Here is an 18,807-nt window from a genome sequence, read left to right as displayed (position 1 = left end):
CCCACAGTTCCTAGTAAAAATATCCCAATATACTATATCCGTGGCTCCATATCTCAAATGGATAACGCGGTAACATCGGACAATCGTTCGGCAAGCATTACTCTTCCGTTTGCATCGATCGGTAACGGTAAGGGGCAATCCAGCACAACGATCAGCATCGACCTTCAAATGGTCGATGTTTCAAGCCGCTCGGTCATCGGAAACACATCAACCAGCAACACCATCACCGTTCTGAGCAGCGACGATGGTACGACCGCCCGTGGATTGATCCATAACGGGGCGATCAGCGGGGGACTGTCGGTATCGCTGTCGTCTGTCGAAAACGAAGGGCGCGGACAGGCGGTTCGGACCTTGATCGAATATACCGTGATCGAAATGCTGGGAAAATTCACCCGGGTTCCCTATCAGCGCTGCCTGGGTCTCGAAGCCAGCGATCCGGCCTCGATGCAGACCGCCCGCAACCTTTATGACGATCTCGACCCGGCGGATCGGACCCGGGCGGTGCAGCAGGGCCTGACCAGGCTTGGCCTCTATCGCGGTCCCATCGACGGTGCGATGAACAGCGCGCTCCGCGACGCGATCAACGACGCCAAGATCGGCCGAGGGCTGAATGCCGACGGTCGTCTCGATTTCCCGCTGTTCACCGCGCTGTATGGCGAGAACGTCCTGCCCGACACCATCGTCCGGCGCCCGCCCGTCGATCCCGCCACCCAATTGCCGCGGACGCCCGGCCCTGTGCCGGCAGGGGGGGACGACCCGCTGGGCCTGGAGGTTGCACTGGTCCAGCGCAATCTGGCGATCGGGGATGCCGTAAACGTGCGCATCACCACCAAAGCTCCGGCCAAGCTCTATTGCTATTACGACTTCATCGAAAACAATCGGGTGCAGACGGTGCGGATACTGCCCAATCAGCACCAGCAGAACAACCTGATCCAGCCCGGCGCTGCCATGGTGGTTCCGCGTCCGTCCGATCCGTTCGAAATTCATTTGAACACAGCCAATCCGGAACACATCGCCTGTGTGGCCACCCAGGTCGAATACACCGGCAACAAGCGGCTGGATATTCTGGCGCAACCGGACCTGACGCCGTTACGCTGCGACTTCGGTGGCGCCGCCTGTCCGGTTTATCAGCATAACCAGATCGACTCCAACCGCACCTCGGTGAAGACCATTCAGGTCCGGGCGGGGGGCTGATGCGACGCTGGCCCGCAATCATCCTGTTGCTGTCGGCCCCCATGGCGGGTTGTGCCGCGACGACGGAGAAAGTCGAGGCAATCCCTGCCCCGGCCACGGCGGCCGTTCCCTCTCCGGCTCCCATACAAGCCGAACCGGCGGCGCCTGCCGACGTGGTGGCAGAGCCGCGCAAACCGGGGCCGATCAAGATCATCGGCTCGGACGGCAGCAAGCTTCCCGACAAGACCGCTGCGCAAGACAGACGCGGCGCTTCCACCGCGTCTCCCGACGTTGCGGCTCCGACGATTGTCATCCAGCAAGTTCCGGCGCCGCCGGTCGGGCGATTGTCCGGCATGTCCGCCGACGACGAACTCGACCGCATGCAGCGGGAGATCCTGATGCGGAAGGCAGCGAAGGCGCTCGACCGCAATGCCGGAGGGGTCGTGATCATCGACGGCTCCACCGCTTCGGGGGAATCCGGCAGCGCGGCCGACCGGGAGATCGAACGCGCTCAGCGGGAGGTCTTGCGCTCAAAATTGCAGAACAGACTCGACGACCACAGTGACACTTACGTCATCGTCAGACCTTGACCCGATCGGAGACTGGACGAGAAAAGGACAGAGAGAGATGGCCCGCTATAATTTCCTTAGGCTGACCATGGTCGCGGTTGCCGCAGCCGTCCTTCACCTCGGTTTGTTCCATGCCGATGCCAGGGCACAGGCATCTGGATCCTTCAATAGCAGGGTCAGCTCTGGCGATGTGACCTCCAGCGCCCAAGGCGGTGGTTCGGCGTCGGTCAGGATCGGCTCCGCTCCGAACGGACAGGGCGGTGTAAACACTACCGTCCACACCAAAGACGTTACCGCCACCGCCAGGGGGGGGAGTTCGACCACGACCCTCGGCAGCCGGGGGGGGACGGTCGTCATCGACGGCGATGTCTACAACGATGGCGGAACGATAGCGATTGAAGGGGAGTCCTTCGTCAACGGGCGGGTGACGGTGGTCCCCGGATCGAACCTCGTCATGGGCAATTGCGGGTCGGTTGCGGTCAACGGCGATGTGCACATTGGCGGCGGCAACCTGGAGGTCGGGTGCGGCTGCGCCGGCTGGCGCGACGGAGCCTGCTGTATCCAGTTCTACGATGGCTTGTGCGTGGTGAATCAAGTGCCTCCGGGCAAGCATGGCTGCCCGCCGGAATATCATTTCAGAGGCGGGCTATGTCGACTCTTCAAGGATTTTTCTATGCAGTACGGGAAATAGAAAGTTCATCTCGGAAATAAAGGAGAATTTTCATGAATAAAATGCAGGCATCTTTCGGATTGTTTATATTAATATCGGTATTCCCATTATCTTCTTTTGCAAGGGATAATGTTGTTGATTTTGGAACATCGGTTCCAACCCTCGATCAGTTGCGGGAAGCTTTTGGAAATCATTCTCGCAGCGTCGTGGCGGTGCCCCGCCCGGCGCCGGCTTCCTCCGCTTCAGTGCCCATTTCGACCAGCTCGCCCCGCCCCCCCGCTTACGCGCCGGCGTCCCCGGCCGTGCGGCAGCAGCCGTCAAAGGGCACCGCCGACGCGATTTCGATCCAGATCCAGTTCGACTATGACAGTGCGTTCGTTTCTCCCAGGTTCCAACCGCATCTGGCGAATCTCGCTGCGTACCTGCAGGAACAGCCTAATCTACAATTAAAAATTGTTGGCCATACCGACTCCATAGGGTCCGACCAATACAATCTGGCACTGTCGGAAAGGCGGGCCGCCGGCATTCTGAATGCCCTGGTCCATGACTATGGCCTCGACAGCCGGAGATTTTCCGTGGAAGGCCGGGGAAAATCCCAACCACGCTATTCCGAAGACAGCAAAAACCGCCGGGTCGAATTCTGGATAAACGACTGATCGTTCCTTCCACCCGATTGCGCCAACACCTGACGGGATCCTCCGATGACATGCTTCGTGATTGCCTCCTCGCGCCGACCCGTTGCTTTTTCTTCGAGAGCCGCTGGCGTCGCCATTGTCTGTTCCCTGCTTGTCAGCGCCTGCAACAGCACGGGAAGCAACGAGATGGGGGGGCAACTCATCGGAGCTGCGGCGATGGGTGGTCTGGGGGCGGTCATCGGCGGCAAGACCAGCGGACGCAAGGGGGCGGTCATCGGCGGCTTGATCGGCGCCGGGGCGGGATACCTGATCGGCGGCCAGATCGGCCGTTACCTGGACGAGGAGGACCGCAAGCGGGCATCGGAAGCCACCGTCGCCGCGCTGGACAAGTCGTACAACAATCAAGGCAAGCCGGCGACCGCTGCGTGGACGAGTAACAAGAACCAGGGCGTTTCGGGCAAGACCACCGCCAAGGGGGCGGGCAAGGACTGCTTCGCCACGCAGGAAATGGTCATCGTTCCCGGCCAGGGCACGGTCCGCCAGGAAAGCACCTACTGCCGCAAGAACGGTCAGTGGGAGGCGGCATGATGTCGGGCCGCCTCTGCCGGCGAAGATCCAGGCGCCAAATTCTTCACACCGCCGCAGCCATCCTCGCCCTGGTCTTTTTCACCCATGGCGCCCGCGCCCTGCAGATGAGCGAGACCGGTTCCGCCGATGGTGAGGCAATCCTTCTCCTGAGTGGAGAGGTTGCGATGAGTGATGTCGACCGGATCCTATACGCCCTGCGGTCCGGCCGCTTCAGCGAGGTTTGGCTGGATTCTCCGGGTGGAGACAGCGCGGCTGGCTACAAGCTTGGGCGAGCGATCCGCAACGGTCGGCTTTCGACCAGAGTTCCCAAAGGAGCGGTGTGCGCCAGTGCCTGCGTTGACATATTCCTGGGAGGCGTTGTCCGTTTTGTCGATGACCGGGCAACCATCATGATCCATCCCGGTTCGATTTCCCGATCAGACACCGCCAACGAATATATGTACAGCGCTCTTCGCCAGGGTAAGGCGGTCGAAGCAATACAGAGCCTTGAGCGATTCAATAGCGCAGAGACGTCGTCATGGATCGAGTACCTGACGTTCATGGGTGCTTCCTTGGAGATCGTCACCTATGCGGCAAAAGTTCAACATGATTGCGCGATCGTTCTCAGCAGGCAGGAATTGGTTTATTTCAATATATTGAATACGGCTGGCCGGCCCGTGTCCGGCTATAGCCCCGCCGAACCCAATGTGCGCTGCAATTTCGGTGGACAGTGACGTCTGATCGATGGGGGACGGGAGCGAGTCGATTCCACTCCAGCGCCTTTCGGTCGCCCGAAGCCATCTGGTGCCAAGCCCCCGATGAACCGTGCCGCCATGGTATGCACAGCACCGGTTCCTTTCCTGGCCGATCGTGATTTGACATGCCTAAATCAAATGTATCAAAAATCAAATCCAATGAAACCTCGCATATGAAGAATAAATCTCTGCTCATCTCCCTCTTTCCATTATTGCTGTCTGGGGAGGCTTTATCATAGACAGCCAACGCAACGCCGATTGGCAATGCCTCTGCTCAACGGCCTGAAGTTTTGAAGCCTATATTGAGCAATATATTTGGAAATGATGTCTATCTGACTTTAGGAGCCGCAACGGAGTGGAATATTTGGAATCCAGGGACGCCGAACCGCCAGTCCCCGATATTGAGTTTCTCCGGACATGGGTTTTCCGGATTTAGGTTTTATGGCAGCATAATGATCAATGATTCGGAGTTCCTATTCAACTACAATCTGAATGGCCTGGAGTTCCGCGTCGGTGGATATTGGGCTGAATGATCGCGGCCTGCCGAGATCGGATCGCCGGTCACTTTTGCGTCCTTCGGCAATCCTTTCCATTGGTTTACGAGGCCAAGTATCGGACCAAGGTCGTTCGATGCGGTTTGAATATACGTCTCCTAAGAATGAGGATGATCCATGTTCACAGAAGGGAGATACGACCTATTCCCTCGGATGCCGCATTGGTGTGGATGATGATATCAAAACAGTTCTGCCTGGGTTGATGAAATCATCAAATCCACAATTTGTTGGTCTTCAGACAAAAATCGGTCATGATTTCCGAATTTTTGATAATTTTCCGCTATATATATATCACGCCGACGGCTTCGCTCGATTACCGTAATTTCATGGAGCGTGTCAGGGATTATAGTGGGAATACCGTCTCGACAGGGAAAATCCTCGACGGTGAAGCGCTTTATAAGCTCTACGCCCGAGTTTGGACGAAGTTCTAGGTCCTGTTGACATTTACCGTCTTGGCAACACGGTGAATGTCAACAGGACCTAGAACAAGGCCCCTTTTGCCTATCTCCTACCCCACGATCTTCCATGATCCGTCGGGCTGACGACAGGCAGTGCCGAAGGCCTGTTCGGTGCGGCCGCCGACGACGATGGTCTGCTGGAATTCGCGGCAGTAGGCGCCGGAGCCGTCATAACCGTCCTTGACCGGCACGATGATGCCCTGGTTGCCGGACTGCGGATTGTTCCAGGTGATCCGCTGGCCGATGGGGGCGCTGTAGGCCTGATGGGCGGCACGGTCGGCATATTGCTGGTCGGCACGGTCGAGCGAGGCGCCGATCTCGCGGCCGGCAAAGGCGCCCAGCAGCGTGCCGATGCCGACCGCCACCAGCTTGCCCGAGCCGCCGCCGAAGCGCGAGCCGATCAGGCCGCCGGCGACCGCGCCGCCGACGGTGCCGAACCCTTCCTTGGTGCCCATCGACCCGGTCTGGCAGCCGGCCAGGGTGGTGGACAGCGCAAGCACCGCGACGGCGGCGATACGGGAGAAACGGGGCTGGGCACGCATCGGAGGGCTCGATCTTTGTTCCGAGGGTTGTTGCCCCCGGTTATAGCGCAAGCGAGGCGGTTTGTGCAGCGGTCCGTGGTTTCTCCATGCCGTCCGCAGGAGGCTGCCGATGGGCGGCCAGGCCGCTGGGGAGCGCAAGATGCCGAAGCGCCGCCCCGCTCCAAGGGAGAACCGTTTGGGGCTTGGTCCGGAGAAGGCGGGGGGCGCGGCATCCCCGATGCGGCCCACGATCCTCTTTCTCGATGTCCGGCATCGTGGGGCGTATCGGCCCGCCAGTCCGATTCCGTGCATTGTCGAAGCATCGCCGAGGCGGGGGCTTAACATGGTTGCAGCACGCGGCAAAGCTTTCGTGTAAAGACGGGATGAGCGGGGTAGCCTGGAAGGGCTGATGAGTGTTTCGGCAGAATGATCGATGACGGGATGAGCGTGGACGAAATCGTCCTGGCCCCGCCCCGCCGGCTCCCCACGGTCCCGCCGCCCGGCAAAGGGCCGCGCCGCCGCATCATCCTGCATGATTACGGCGGCTATTCCTTTCCGATCCAGCTCGCCCGCTGGCTGGCCGGTCAGGGGCATGAAGTGCTTTATCTCTATTCCGCCGATGTCGAGGCTCCGCGCGGCCGCTTGGCGCACGCTGCCGCCGACCCGGCCGGCCTGTGGATCGAAGCGGTCAGCACCGGCCGCCCCCTGCCGAAATATGCGCTGCTGCGGCGCTGGTGGCAGGAAATGGACTATGGCGCCAGACTGGGCGCGCGGACCAGCGCGTTCCACCCCGACGTGGTGTTGTCCACCAACACGCCGCCGGCCGTGCAGTCCGCGCTGCTGAAGGCGCTGCGCAAGCAAAACCTGCCTTTGCTGTGTTGGGTCCAGGACATCTTTTCGATCGGCGCCGCCGAAATCCTGAAGGACAAGCCGGCGCCGCTGCGCTGGGCGGCCTGCCGCTTCCTGGAGCGGGTGGAATTCGGCACGATGCGGAATTCAGCAGGTCTGGTGGTCATTTCCGATGATTTCCTGCCGGTGCTGGCGCGGTACGGGGTTCGCCACCCGCACAGCGCCGTGGTGGAGAACTGGGCGCCTCAGGGTGAAATCCGCCCCCTGCCCAAGGACAACCCCTGGTCCCGTGCGCATGGCCTGGCGGACCGCTTCGTTTTCCTGTGTGCCGGCACAATGGGGATGAAGCACAACCCGGGCCTGCTGGCCGCCCTGGCCCGCAGCTTCCGCGGCGACCCGGAGGTGCGGGTGGTCGTGGTCAGCCAGGGCATCGGCCGCCGCTGGCTGGAGACCGTCAAGCAGGCCGAAGCTTTGGACAATCTCCTGCTGTTGGATTTCCAGCCTTTCGAAAGCCTGTCGCAGGTGTTGGCCAGTGCCGATGTCGCGGTGGTGGTGCTGGAGAGCTTCGCCGGCGCATTGTCGGTGCCGTCCAAGGTCTACAGCCATTTCTGCTCGAACCGTCCCATCCTGGGGGCGCTTCCGGCAAGCAATCACGCCCACCGGCTGATCCGGAGCCGGCAGGCAGGGGTGTGTGTGGAACCGACGGATGAAATGGGGTTCATCGCTGCCGCCATGCGGCTGCGCCAGGACGCCGCCTTGCGGAAATCCCTTGCCGATGGGCAGGCTGCCTATGCCGCCGATGCCTTCGACATCGACCGCATCGGCAGCCGTTTTTCCGCTCTCATCGAAGAGTGCTGCCAGCGGGCCGCCGCCTGAGGGCGCGGAGGCCCGTCCCCATCACATGCGGGCGCCGATGCGCAGCAGCGCCACGCCCTGGCTGAAGCCCACATCGGTCTTGTCGGACGTGCGGCGGCGGAAGCCGAGCTCGCCGCCGACATACAGTTCGGGCTGCAGGGCATACACCGCACGGGCACGGGCGTCGTAGGTCCAGTTCGTCTGGTTGGCGCCCTTGAACTCGTCCTGGAAGGCGCTTGCCGTCCCGGTCAGGATGATGTTCCGCTGCATTTCGTGGCGGATCAGGACACTGGCGCCGCTATGCACCATGCCGGACGCATTGACCGTGGTCGTTTCCTGCACCGAGCGCTCCAGGGAGAGTGCAACCACGGTCATGCGGTTCGGGGTCCAGTTGAGGACCGACTTCACCGCCAGTCCCGACGGATCCTTGAAACGCGAATCCTCGTAGTCCTGCTTCAGGTAGCCGATCAGGAAGTCGCCGCGCACCAGCTGGGTGATGTCGACGCCGATGCCGGTTTCGGCCCGCCAGCCGCTGCTGGAGCGGTTGTAACCGGCGCGGTCGCGGCTGGAGTCATACTGGCGTCGATTGACTTCGACCTGAGCCACGGCAGCATAGCCGGGGAACAGTTCGTAGGAACCGCGGCCCATCGCCCCGAATTCGTTCCGGTCGCGGTCGGAGTTGTTGATGGTGGTGCCGGCAGACGTGTCGACGTTGCCGAACATGCGCCGCGCGCCGTTGATCTCGCTCGAAAAGGTGTAGCGGCCGACCTGAAACTTGGTTCCGGTCCGCCCGCCGAAGCCGTAGGTGGGGGTGGGGGACTTGCCGTTGACGGCATCGGGGCTTCCGCGGTCCTCATAGGCCTGATAGGCGTCGAACGAACCGTTCGCTTCCCATTCCCGGCTGAAATCGTAGCGTCCCACGATGTTGGTCGAGGCATCCAGGTGATTGTCGTCGGTATAGGTCGCGAACAGGGACTGCTCCGCCCGTGCCGAGATGTTCAGCATATGATTGGCGAAGCGGGACCGCAGCTGGAATTCCGGCGTGATCCGGGTGGTGAAATCCGATTTCCTGTCGGTTGCCCGGGCATAGATGTTGCTGTTGTAGCCTTCGCTCACCTCGATTTGCGGCAGAAGCAGAAAGGAGCCGAGCTCGATGCCCTTGGGTTGATAGGAATCGTCGACCTGCTTTTCGTCGTCTTTTCCACCGTCCTTGTCCTGGGGGTTCTGCTCCTGCAGGATCTTGGCCGAATTGGCGCGGCGAGGATCGGCTTTGTCTTGCGTCTTGATGCTTTGTGCCTGTGCGGGCAACGCACAGAAGGCAGCGAGAGCGAGCAGGGAGACCGAGGTGAAGGGCTTGGGGGCCGATGCCCACACGGAATCGGGCCGCATCGTCATTTCCTTGCCACGAAACAGGTCGTTGAGCGATTGCCGAGTGCATGGCCAGGCGAAATTCATATGCGGGATCCTCGACGTCCGTTAAGATTCTGCTCAGAAATGGCAAGGCGTATATCCATAGGGGGTAACATTTTTCCCGGCAGCATTCCAGTGGCAGAGAAAATTCTATGAATGAAACAACCTAAAGCCGACACGCACATGATGTGCGGGCCAGTGGGCACCGAGATGCCCTGTCTCCGGTGCAAGGCTTTGGAAAGACAGATCACCCCGCCACAAACTGGAGGAAGCGAAAGCGGTTTGCGGATTTCATTTGCGGCATTCCGACTTCCCCAAGAGCGGGGCCGCAGGGAATGCCGTCGAATGCGGGAGCCTCGTCGTCCTCGGCCTCCCCCGCATCGCGCACGGGCTCTCGCGATCCGCCTGTGAGACGGGAACAGGGAATTGGAAAAGTGAAGCATCCTACCCAGGAGATAGACCCTGCCCGAAATGTCTCATCCCCTGTTCGTTTCCAATTCTCCTGATTACAGCCTTGCATATTCTTCTTACAGCCCAGACATCCGTTTCGGATGTGGAGGCTTTATGATTTTCAGTTGCGCCGTCTTGCTTGATGGATTAACCCCTTGAGCTGATTTATGCTGGCGGCGCGGCATTGTTGGCGAACCGAATCGATCGGAATCGCCTCTCGATTCGATGGATCCATTGATATGAACCTGCTTTCCCGACGTATCGGCGCCTCTCTGTTGACGGTTCTGCTGCTCAGCGGCTGTGGCACGCTTTCCTCGACGGTCGGCGATTTCCCCAGCGAACCGGCTCCGTCCAAGATCGCAAATCCGGCCGATGGGTATCGGTTGGAGCCTGGCAACCGCGTTCGCGTCATCGTGTTCAACGAAGCCAACCTGTCGGGAGATTTCACGGTGGACCCGGCCGGCAACATCGCCATGCCGCTGGTCGGCAACATCGCGGCGAGCGGCGTTACCGCCAAGACTCTGTCCAAGCGCATCGAGGACGCGCTGAAGCGCGACAACTACATGCAGGTGCCGAATGTGGCGGTGGAGGTGCAGACCTTCCGTCCTTACTATGTGCTCGGCGAGGTCCGGCAACCCGGTGAATTCCCCTATACCACCGGCATGACCGTTCTGAGCGCGGTTGCCCGGGCCGGTGGTTACGATTACCGCGCCCGCCAAGGGGAGGTCGTCCTGGTCCGTCCGGATGAGGAGGGCCAGAAGGAATACCGCGCGACGGAACGGACCCCGCTGCTGCCCGGCGACATCGTGAAGGTGCTGGAGCGCCGCTTCTGATCTGCGGATCGGGTGTGGCAGGTCGGCAAAATGGCCTGTCGCACCCGACCGTCAAAAAAGCCGCCCTTCAAAACCGCCCTTCAAAAGCCGATTGCCAAAAACCCGGGGGCCGCGGTCGCGGCCCTTACCGGCGAGCGTGAGGCGGGACTTCCGCTTGATCGCGTGACAAGAAACTCCAGGCAACGGCCTCTTCAGGATCAGCTCGGACTCGACGTGAAGATCGAGGTCGTCGGAATGATGGTCTGGGTGTCGTTGTTGTTGGTCGTGTTCGTGGTGGTATTGGTCGTCGTCTGCTGCGCCGTGCCCGACGGGGTTTCCGTCGCCGTTCTGGTGGTGGGCTGCTGGCGGTTGAGAATGTCGTTGATCTGCGATGCGTTGGTCGGGTTGCTGGCGCTCAGCGACGTGGTCGTGCTCGCCTGGTTCAGTGTCTGGGTCACGGTGCCGCCGGCGCTGGGCACCGCGGCGGCCACCGTCTGCGAGGTGGCGGCGCTGTAGGCATTCGCCATGACGGCGATGGCGCCTTGCGGCGACGATTGATAGACGACCGGGTTGGTGGCGATCTGTGTCGTGGCGATGGCGATGCTGGCGACCGTCTGGGGAGCCACCCGCTGTGCATCCGGCGAAATGGCGACGCGGGCGGCGACGGTGACCACATTCATCGTCTGGGCCGGCGCCGAGGTCATCACCGGCTGGGATTGCACCGTTTGCACGGCGGAACTGGCAAGCTGCACCGCGAGTGCCGGGGCGACCGGCAGAACCCGCTCGGCGACCGTGACGGCCTGGGCGCACACCGCGGCGGTGACCGCCGGGTTGTTGATGGTGGCGGAGGCCGCGACGGCAGCCGCGGCGACGTTGGCGGCGACGACCGGGGCGACGGCCTGGACCTGCGGCGTTACGAAGATGCGCGCGGCGGTGGTCAGGACGGTGACCGTCTGTTGCGGCGCGGAAGACTGGACCGTTGCGGCGCGCACCGCCTCGACCGCCGCCGCCGCCGCCTGGATGGCCGCCTGCGGGTTGACGCTGAGCAGCCGCTCCGCCGCGGTCACCACCGCCTGCGCCAGCTCGGCGCTGCGCTGCGGATTTCCGGCCGACAGGGTGTTGAGCGCCTGTGTCACCTGCTGGGGGTTGCCGCTGAGCACCGCCGCGCGCAGCGCGGGGGGAAGCGTGCTGACATCGCCCTGGGCGGCGGCACCGCCTTGCCCCTGCTGGGAGCCCTGCTGGGACATGGCCGGACCGCAAAAACCGACGGTGGCGGCTGCCACGGCGATGGCCAGTAGCTGTGCCGGAACTTTCATGGCGACGCCTCTTTTCCCTCTGACCCACCCGACGGACTGCGAAGATCATTAATACGTTTTCCCTGCAGGCTTGCAATCGGTAGCTTTCATGCGCCCGGACATTTCGCCTGACGCCAAGCGCTCCCGCTTCCTCCGTCTACGGGCAGATGATAGGATCGCCGCTCCGATAAACGCTCCTGAAAGCCATTCCTTGTATCCGACGTCGATGCCGTTGCCTTCCCTGCACCATCCGCCGGAAACTGTCATCGCGGCCCTGGCTCCCGAACTCCGCGTCATGCTTGACGCGGCCACGGCAAGTCTGAAAGGCGTCCCGTTCCGTCCGCAAGCCTGGATGGCGGGCGCCGGGACGGGACTGGCCCAGGATCTCGATTGGAGCCTGCTGCTCACCTGCGTCCGGCACCATCGGCTCGATCTGCTCATGACGTCCCTGCTGGATCCGGAAGCGGACATCCCGGAGCATGTGCGTGCGGCCTTGAAGCAGGGGGAACGGGCGGCCACGGCGGTGGCGTTGCAGCGGGCGGGCGAACTCGCCCGCGTCGCCCGGTGCTTTTCCGACGCCGGCATCGATATGCTGGCGCTCAAGGGCCCGGTCCTGTCGGCCCAGATCCATGGACATCCGTTCCGGCGCGTCTGCAGCGATCTCGATCTGCTCGTCCGGCCGGACGATGAAGGGCCTGCCCGCCGGCTTCTGCTCGGGCTGGGCTATGGCGGGACGGATGCTGACGTGCTGGTCTGCCAGAACGCCGTCACCCTGCGCCACGGCCGCACCGGTGCCCTGATCGATTTGCACACGCGGATGGGGGAGGACGAAAGGCTGGCCCCGACGCGCGCCTTCCGCCCCTTCGAGACCGCCGTGGAGGTGCAGCTTGCCGGCGTCCGGGTCCGGACCCCGGCGCTGCCCGCTTCCATGGCCTATGCCGCCTATCATGGGGCGCATCATCGCTGGTTCCGCCTGCAATGGCTGGCCGACATCGCTGCGGTGACCCGGCGGACGGACCTGGACTGGGCCGAAGTTGCGGAGATCGCGCGTCTTGCCGGCACGGAACGGCATCTTGCCCTCTCGCTGCGCCTGTGCCGTTCGCTGTTCGGCTGCGAACCGGCCGGCATCCCGCCGATGTTCCCCCGGCTTCCAGCCCGGGCCAGGGCAGGCGTCCTTCAGGCCGAATCGGTCGTTCCGATGGCTCTGGCCCTGCCGCCGCTGTCCGAATACGACATGGTGCGGCGGGTCGGGCGGTTCCGGATCCTGCGGGCGGAGCTGGCGCTGACGCAGCGCCGGTCCGCATGGCTGGCACGGCTGCGGCTGCGGCTGCAGCCGACGGTGACCGACCGCAATTTCCTCCGGCTGCCTCCGGCCTTGGGCTTCCTTTATTATGCGGTACGCTTCATCCGCGTGCTGTGGGAGACGGGAAGGGCCGGGCTGCCGCACCGTCCGCTCCAGCACCCGGATCGCCGTCCGGGCGCGCATCGGGGCCCCTGACCCCCACCGGATGCTTGTCGAAGCACCCGGATCGCCGCCTCCACTCCCGGCCGAGCCGCTGTCAGCCGCCCATCCGGTAATGGGCGAGCAGACGCGGGCACAGCGCCTCCAACCGGCTCTCCACCTCCTCCTCGCGCGGCTTGTCGCGGAAGCGGTCCGACACCCCGGTGCCCTGCACATTGCCGAACACGAACTCGAATTCGGCCATCAGGCCGGGGGCGTGCCGCCACAGGGCCTCCAACATCTCGTCGTGGCGGCGACGGTAGGTGTAGAAATCCTCCTCCACCGGCCAGCCGAGGCCCCGCACCGTTTCCAGCACCGCCGGGTCGCGCGCGACGAAGTCCTCGTAGCGGATGACGGCATCGAAGCGGTCTCGCTCCGCGAAGACCTGATCGAGGATCAGGAACTTCTCGTCCATCAGGCCGGAGTGGTTCCGGTAGTTCTTGGTCCGCAGGCTGACATAGTTGTCGCGCGGATCGCGCAGCAGCAGGACGACCCGGTCGGGCCGGAACCGCTCGATGTGGACGGCCAGCGGATAGGCAGTGGTGACCACCACCTTGGTCACCATGTCGACCGGGCTGGCGATCCGCGGGGCGGCGAAATTGTTGGCAACGTCGACCAGCGCCAGACAATCGGGGCGTTGCGCCAGGAACAGCGTGAAGGCGGTCGCCCCGCTCGACTGCATGCCGTAGACCAGAACTCTCACTCGTTTCCACTCCTTGCTCAGGCCCATGCCGGTGCCGTGGGCGACACCAGCCAGCTCCGTTCAATCTCGGCGCTGATGAAGACATAGCGCCGGGTGTGCGGCGTGGGATGGCGCACGCCGACTCCGTGGATGGCGTCGATGCCCTGCGGGAAGATCACCATCTGGTTGGCGCGATAGGGAACGACCGCCGCCACCTCCACCGACTCGGCTGGCAGGGCATAGCCCTCGATGTCGGCGACAGGCCCGTTCTTCCAGCGGAACAACTCCAGGTCGCCGCCCACCGCATCGTCGTCGGGGTGGCGCAGGTAGTAGAGGCAGGTGAACAGCCGGTTCGGCATGTCGAGATGGGGGCCACGCGACGACGACGGCCCGGCGGTCACCGGTGTGTTGATCTCCATCCGTGCGTCCTGGAGGATGCGCACGGTTTCATAGCTGTCGCGCATCAGCATCCCCATCGGATGGCCAAGCAGATCGCCGTCCAACGCCTCCTTCAACGCCGCCGGCCAATGGTCGTGGAACAGGGCCACGACCTCGGCGAAGAAGGCCGGCGAGGCATGCAGCGTCACGAAGTCCTTCCAGACCTGCGGCAGGTCGGGGTGATGGATGATGGGCCATGCCGAAAGCTGATAGCGGCGGTTGCTGCCCGGCGGCTTCGATCCGGCCCAACCGATCACCGGGAAGGGCGGATAGCTTTCGTTCAGGGCGCGGTGGATCTCCTCGTCCAGCACGTCCGGCACGATCACATGGGGAAAGGGGGCGAGGCGGATGTCGGCCGGAGCGATGCCGGAAAGCAGGGACCGCATGCATGATGTCCGGGTCGGTGGGCGTCGCGCCACCATCCTGCGGAAAGCCGGGGGATTGCAAGTCCCATTGAGCGCAGTCATGTCGCAATTCATCAACCTTTTGGATATTAATCATGGTGATTGCGACGGATTGCGCGAGAATATATCGGGGGAAAATCGGAAAGCCGGGCGCGTGTGATGGCGGATGCATCGATTTCGGCCTCGGAAGCTCGATGCCCTCGGAGGCCCGCCGCTCTTCCCCGCTTGCCGTCACCGGAGACTTGCCGCCCATGCCCCATCGTCGCAGCCCGATCCGCGCAGGGAATCGCAGTCCGTTTCCGTTGCCCGGTCTCCGGAGCTTTGCTCAGAGTCTGCCTGGTGCTTATCGAAGCACAAGACACACTCTGAGCTTTTGGTTTTCCGTGTGAGTCATCGCTGGGGAATGGGGCCGGCATGGATGAAATCGAGTACGCCTTGATGGACAAGGCGGATGGCGCGATGTGGTGGTATCGCTGCCTGCCGTCGCCCTGCCCTTCGGCGGCTCCGTCCTGGCGGTGGCGACCAGACCATGATTCTCCCGGCGGATACCCGGCATACGCGTTCAGTGCATCGCCTGGTCCGCCTGTGCCTGTCCATCGCGTTGAACTTCTCCACCCTGCCTTTGCGCCTCGGCGCGTTCCTGGGCATCGCCATCATGGCGGGGGGCGCCCTGTTGGGCGGTGCGCTGCTGGTCCGGCACCTGTTTCTGGACAGGCCCGTGACGGGCGGCGCAGGTCGTTCAAGGGAACACGCATGGGAAGCAACCGTCGGTCATGGGCAATGCGGCAAGGCGATCCGGTCCTGATCGAGGGCGGCACCCCTGCGACCGGGATGGCGCCGGCGGTCAAAGATGGAGGGACAGGGCGGTCCGGTAATAATCCAGGGTCGCCGTCACCCCCTCCGTCAGCGACGTGCGCGGTGCCCAGCCCGTCACGTTCCGGAACAGCCGGTCATCGGTGTGGTAATCGCCGATGTCGATCCGCGCTCGTTCTGGCGGGAAGGGGGTGACGGTGATGCCCCCGCCCTGCCCCCAGCCCCGGCAGACGCGCCGCCAGCAACAGCGCCTGCACCACGTCGTCGACGTGGCTGAAATCCCGACGCTGGTCCCCGCCCCACAGCTGGATGGGGCGCCCTTCGAGCGTCAGGCGCAGCACCTGCGTATCGAGCCCATGCACATCCCCGTACAGGCCATGATAGGCATCGGCCGTCGCCTTGTGCACGCCGTTGACGTCAATGGGTGCCACGGGATGCCCTTCATCCACCGGCAGGCTGACGGGACGGCCATAGACCTGCCGCGTGCTGGCGTAGACGACGGTGGCGCGCGGCGCCAGTGTGCGGCAGGCCTCCAGCAAGGCCAGGGGGCGCGGCAGTTGGCATCCAGATCCTGCAAGGGCGCCACCATGGACTCCAGATGTCCCGTCTGGCCCGCCAGGTTGAACACCACGTCGCGGTCCGGCAACACCTCCCGCAACAGGCGGAGATCGCCGATGTCGCCGATATGGATGGCCGCCCGGTCGCGAATGCCCGCGATGTTGGGCGCGTTGCCCCCGGCCTGCGGCTCAAGGATGTCGACCACCGCCACCGCCGCCACCAGCACCTTGGCATCCGCCCATGAAGTGGCGGTGGCAGCTTGGTCGGCGGCCCCGATTGTCGATCCCGCCACGCCACCCTGTCCGCGGCGGTCGGGGAAACCCGGGAATACCGGCGCATTCCCATGGACAGCCCGGCCCATCCCGCGATATCAGGCCCCCAGCCAGGGCTCAAGCCCGCCGTTCCCACCGGACCGATGCCGGCCACGCCGGAGATGTTGGAGCAGGCCCTATGCTGCTGAACACCGCCCTGAAGGTGGAAACCGTCGCCGCCCTGGTCCTGGCATGGATTCTGGTTTTCGTCATGCCGATCCGCTGGGTCACGGGCATGTTCGCCCCCCCCGCTCCGGCGGGTGACGGGGCGGGTGACGGGATGCCTCCGGGCCCGCCGGCCGGCGGCGGGGCGTGGGCGGCGGCCGTGGCGCGGCGGGTCAACCGGCTGGCGGGGGCCATGCCATTCTCCACCCACTTGCTGGTGAAGGCCGTTCCCCGCGCCCTTCTTTTGGGCCGACGCGGCATGTGCGAATTCACCATCCCCTTCGCGTCCCCAGGACCGGTGGAGCGCTGGACGCCCATGCCTGGCTGATCCATGACGGGGTCGTCCTGCTGGGCGGGGGAGTGGCGCTGGAAAGCTACGCCCCCCTGGCCGACCTGTCCGTGGTCCGCGCCGCGCCAGCGGTCCGGCCTGACCGACCCGATGTTGGCCCACCCGGCCAACGCCGCCCCGGGCCGCCGATTGAAACCCTGCGCCAGGAATGACGCGGGGGAAGGGGAGCGGGCATCAGGACGAGAACATCCGGGCGACGGCGTGACCACAGGTCGCAGGGCGCTTGCATTCTTTCGGGAATGGCTGCTGATATCTCCAGGTCATTCCCTCGTTCCCGGCGGACCCTCGCATGCCCTCCATCACCCCGCAGTCCCGCGTTTGGCGCAAACCCGACGTCCTGGCCGCCGATGTCAACGGTGAGGTGGTCATGATGAACGCCGCGCTGGGGGAGTATTACGGGCTGAACCCGGTCGCGTCCGACATCTGGCGCCGGCTCGACCGACCCACGGTGGTGGCGGACATGGTCCGCGACCTCGTGGACAGCTATGAGGGCGATCCGGCCGTCATCGAAGCCGATCTGCTGTCCCTGTTCGATGGTCTTCAGGCGAAGGGCCTGCTGGTCGCCGAGATGCCGCTGTAGGCGGTCTTGCCACAACTGCCGCGGATGTCAGCCCCCATGAGCGATTCCCTGCCGCCCGACAGTCACACCGCCCTTGCCCGCTGGGTCCAGCCCCGCCATCTGCAGGCCGACGCCATCGTCGCGTTGCGCCGCCGCTTCCAGGCCAGCCCGGAGCGGTACATGGTCATCGACGATTTCCTGGCGCCGGAACATCTGCCCAAGATCCGCCAGGTCCTCTTGGAGGATGGCATCGTCAAAACATTCTTCAGGGTCTACGGGACTCGCGAGTGGGTAACCAAGGAACAGTTCGAGGGGGTCGGCGATGACTGCCGCTTCATCCATGAAGGGATCTATGTCGGCCCCCATCCCGACAAACGCATGTCCCCGGCGGTCCTGACCGACATGATGTTCCGCAAGGAACTCAAGGGTCCCGCCTTCCACCAATGGCTGACGGCCATCACCGGGCAACCGGTCGGCCATACCGGCACGATCAATTTGAAGAGCCTGGGCAGGGAGCATTTTCTACGCTGGCATTCCGATCAGGTGCCGGGACGTGTGCTGTGCGCGGTTCTCTACCTGCACACGGATTGGCGAGCGGAATTCGGGGGGCGGCTGTTGATGCAGCGGCAGGATGGCGGGATCGATTGTATCGAGCCCGCGACCAACCGCCTGATCCTGTTCGATCCGCAGAGCAATATAAACCACGCGGTGGAACCGATGACGGAGGCGGCGGGCGATTGGGCCCGTCTCAACTACAGCGCCTGGTTCTATCAGCGGAACGGCCAAGGGGAATGACCGGGTGGTGGCGTGTCCCTACATGTTGGCGCCTTCCGCCCAACGGATGAAGGAGCCGACGGCCACCCCGCGCCCAAGGATGTTCATCACCTGCATATAGCGGGGCTCAGCCACCTCCGCGTCCGCCGGCCAGTCATCGAGGATGGCGCGCAGCCGGGGCACATCGATCACTTCGCGGCCCAAGGCGCTCGCCTCGATGCCATCGAGTTCGGCCGCCAGCCAGGCCCGCTGGCGGCCGATCCAATCGAACCATTCCGCCCCCTGGCGTCCAATGCGTCGCTCCTGAAGCACCTCGGGCGGCAGGCGGTCGGCCAGCACGCGGCGGGCAAGGAAACGATCCTGGCCAAAGCGGGTGAACTGGTCGGCGGGGATGGCGAAGCAGAATTCCGCCAACCGCACGTCGCCCAAAGGGTCGCGCCGTTCCACACCATCGCGAAAATGCTGACAGGTCGATAGCGTGCGCGCCATCCAGGTGCGCTCCATCAGGCGCAGACGCGCGCGCCGGTCCCAGGCGGCGCGGCGGTCGCCGGAGATGTAGGCTCCCCAGACCTCATCCATGTCGATGCGTTCGGCCGCCTCCGCCGCAACGCCGTGCGCCGCTGCCACATAGGTTCCGTCCCCCGCAAGCTGGCGCGGCAGGCGCGCAGCCCGTCGGGGGC

Annotated in this window: 21 protein-coding genes; 14 read left to right on the top strand and 7 right to left on the bottom strand. The window is 63.8% G+C overall.

Translation table 11 applies throughout. From position 1 onward, the window contains the following. The 6 genes from I71_RS23605 to I71_RS35215 form a co-directional block, all read left to right on the top strand. The coding region (locus tag I71_RS23605) for a DUF4384 domain-containing protein (RefSeq protein WP_148294350.1) at nucleotides 1-1,194 on the top strand (1,194 nt) is incomplete at its 5' end. Then, a complete protein-coding gene (locus I71_RS23600; RefSeq protein WP_042699178.1) occupies nucleotides 1,194-1,763 on the top strand; it encodes a hypothetical protein in 570 nt (189 codons plus the stop codon). The genes I71_RS23605 and I71_RS23600, both read left to right, overlap by 1 nt. Nucleotides 1,764-1,800: 37 nt before the next feature. Further along, a complete protein-coding gene (locus I71_RS23595; RefSeq protein ID WP_042699175.1) occupies nucleotides 1,801-2,433 on the top strand; it encodes a hypothetical protein in 633 nt (210 codons plus the stop codon). Between the two features lie 32 nt (nucleotides 2,434-2,465). Continuing rightward, complete coding sequence (locus I71_RS36345; RefSeq protein WP_083897367.1) at nucleotides 2,466-3,068, top strand: OmpA family protein; 603 nt, start codon at nucleotides 2,466-2,468, stop codon at nucleotides 3,066-3,068. A gap of 165 nt (nucleotides 3,069-3,233) precedes the next feature. Next, a complete protein-coding gene (locus I71_RS35220; RefSeq protein WP_148294349.1) occupies nucleotides 3,234-3,635 on the top strand; it encodes a hypothetical protein in 402 nt (133 codons plus the stop codon). Next, complete coding sequence (locus I71_RS35215; RefSeq protein ID WP_148294348.1) at nucleotides 3,632-4,348, top strand: hypothetical protein; 717 nt, start codon at nucleotides 3,632-3,634, stop codon at nucleotides 4,346-4,348. Before I71_RS35220 ends, I71_RS35215 begins: the two co-directional genes overlap by 4 nt. Before the next feature lie 1,083 nt (nucleotides 4,349-5,431). Here the strand turns inward: I71_RS35215 and I71_RS23575 are convergent. Beyond that, a complete protein-coding gene (locus tag I71_RS23575; protein WP_042699169.1) occupies nucleotides 5,432-5,923 on the bottom strand; it encodes an RT0821/Lpp0805 family surface protein in 492 nt (163 codons plus the stop codon). 420 nt (nucleotides 5,924-6,343) lie between these two features. Here I71_RS23575 and I71_RS23570 point away from each other — a divergent pair, with 420 nt between their 5' ends. Next, a complete protein-coding gene (locus I71_RS23570) occupies nucleotides 6,344-7,627 on the top strand; it encodes a glycosyltransferase family 4 protein (RefSeq protein ID WP_159107429.1) in 1,284 nt (427 codons plus the stop codon). Nucleotides 7,628-7,648: 21 nt separating this feature from the next. Here the strand turns inward: I71_RS23570 and I71_RS23565 are convergent, their stop codons facing one another. Then, on the bottom strand, nucleotides 7,649-8,995 hold the full coding sequence (locus I71_RS23565) for an outer membrane beta-barrel protein (protein ID WP_159107428.1): 1,347 nt from the start codon (nucleotides 8,993-8,995) through the stop codon (nucleotides 7,649-7,651). Nucleotides 8,996-9,705: 710 nt separating this feature from the next. On the opposite strand from I71_RS23565, the gene I71_RS23560 reads away from it, so the two are divergent. Further along, nucleotides 9,706-10,299: a polysaccharide biosynthesis/export family protein gene (locus tag I71_RS23560; RefSeq protein WP_042699162.1), complete on the top strand. Its 594-nt coding sequence runs from the start codon at nucleotides 9,706-9,708 to the stop codon at nucleotides 10,297-10,299. A 197-nt stretch (nucleotides 10,300-10,496) separates the two neighbouring features. On the opposite strand, the gene I71_RS23555 is transcribed toward I71_RS23560, so the two are convergent. Further along, a complete protein-coding gene (locus tag I71_RS23555; protein WP_049976299.1) occupies nucleotides 10,497-11,594 on the bottom strand; it encodes a hypothetical protein in 1,098 nt (365 codons plus the stop codon). Between the two features lie 274 nt (nucleotides 11,595-11,868). Here I71_RS23555 and I71_RS23550 point away from each other — a divergent pair, with 274 nt between their 5' ends. Then, entirely contained in the window at nucleotides 11,869-13,071 is a 1,203-nt protein-coding gene (locus tag I71_RS23550; protein WP_159107427.1) for a nucleotidyltransferase family protein, read from the top strand. A gap of 61 nt (nucleotides 13,072-13,132) precedes the next feature. On the opposite strand, the gene I71_RS23545 is transcribed toward I71_RS23550, so the two are convergent. Both I71_RS23545 and I71_RS23540 read right to left on the bottom strand, forming a co-directional pair. Continuing rightward, complete coding sequence (locus tag I71_RS23545) at nucleotides 13,133-13,777, bottom strand: hypothetical protein (RefSeq protein WP_148294347.1); 645 nt, start codon at nucleotides 13,775-13,777, stop codon at nucleotides 13,133-13,135. Nucleotides 13,778-13,794: 17 nt separating this feature from the next. Next, nucleotides 13,795-14,580 carry a 2OG-Fe(II) oxygenase gene (locus I71_RS23540; protein WP_049976298.1) on the bottom strand — a complete coding sequence of 262 codons (786 nt, stop codon included), beginning with the start codon at nucleotides 14,578-14,580 and terminating at the stop codon, nucleotides 13,795-13,797. Between the two features lie 547 nt (nucleotides 14,581-15,127). On the opposite strand from I71_RS23540, the gene I71_RS23535 reads away from it, so the two are divergent. Further along, entirely contained in the window at nucleotides 15,128-15,403 is a 276-nt protein-coding gene (locus I71_RS23535; protein ID WP_148294345.1) for a hypothetical protein, read from the top strand. A gap of 145 nt (nucleotides 15,404-15,548) precedes the next feature. Here the strand turns inward: I71_RS23535 and I71_RS35210 are convergent, their stop codons facing one another. Next, nucleotides 15,549-15,950: an SDR family oxidoreductase gene (locus I71_RS35210; protein WP_049976297.1), complete on the bottom strand. Its 402-nt coding sequence runs from the start codon at nucleotides 15,948-15,950 to the stop codon at nucleotides 15,549-15,551. 59 nt (nucleotides 15,951-16,009) lie between these two features. Between I71_RS35210 and I71_RS35205 the strand changes: the two genes are divergently transcribed. The 4 genes from I71_RS35205 to I71_RS35200 all read left to right on the top strand — a co-directional run bounded on the left by I71_RS35205 (nucleotide 16,010) and on the right by I71_RS35200 (nucleotide 18,148). Then, a complete protein-coding gene (locus tag I71_RS35205) occupies nucleotides 16,010-16,213 on the top strand; it encodes a hypothetical protein (RefSeq protein WP_049976296.1) in 204 nt (67 codons plus the stop codon). 206 nt (nucleotides 16,214-16,419) lie between these two features. Next, nucleotides 16,420-16,773 (top strand): hypothetical protein, encoded by a 354-nt coding sequence (locus I71_RS23525; RefSeq protein WP_042699148.1) that lies wholly within the window; start codon nucleotides 16,420-16,422, stop codon nucleotides 16,771-16,773. 310 nt (nucleotides 16,774-17,083) lie between these two features. Further along, nucleotides 17,084-17,374, top strand: a complete 291-nt coding sequence (locus I71_RS23520) for a PqqD family protein (protein WP_042699145.1) — start codon at nucleotides 17,084-17,086, stop codon at nucleotides 17,372-17,374. 36 nt (nucleotides 17,375-17,410) lie between these two features. After that, nucleotides 17,411-18,148, top strand: a complete 738-nt coding sequence (locus I71_RS35200; RefSeq protein ID WP_049976295.1) for a 2OG-Fe(II) oxygenase — start codon at nucleotides 17,411-17,413, stop codon at nucleotides 18,146-18,148. Between the two features lie 18 nt (nucleotides 18,149-18,166). Here the strand turns inward: I71_RS35200 and I71_RS23510 are convergent. Then, nucleotides 18,167-18,807, bottom strand: a 641-nt coding sequence (locus I71_RS23510; protein WP_042699142.1) for an asparagine synthase-related protein, incomplete at its 5' end; no start/stop codon positions are given.

The sequence above is a fragment of the Azospirillum sp. B506 genome, assembly GCF_000333595.1.
Classification (GTDB): Bacteria; Pseudomonadota; Alphaproteobacteria; order Azospirillales; family Azospirillaceae; genus Azospirillum.
Note: the sequence above shows the minus strand (reverse complement) of the source record. Positions and strands in the feature narration are given on the sequence as shown.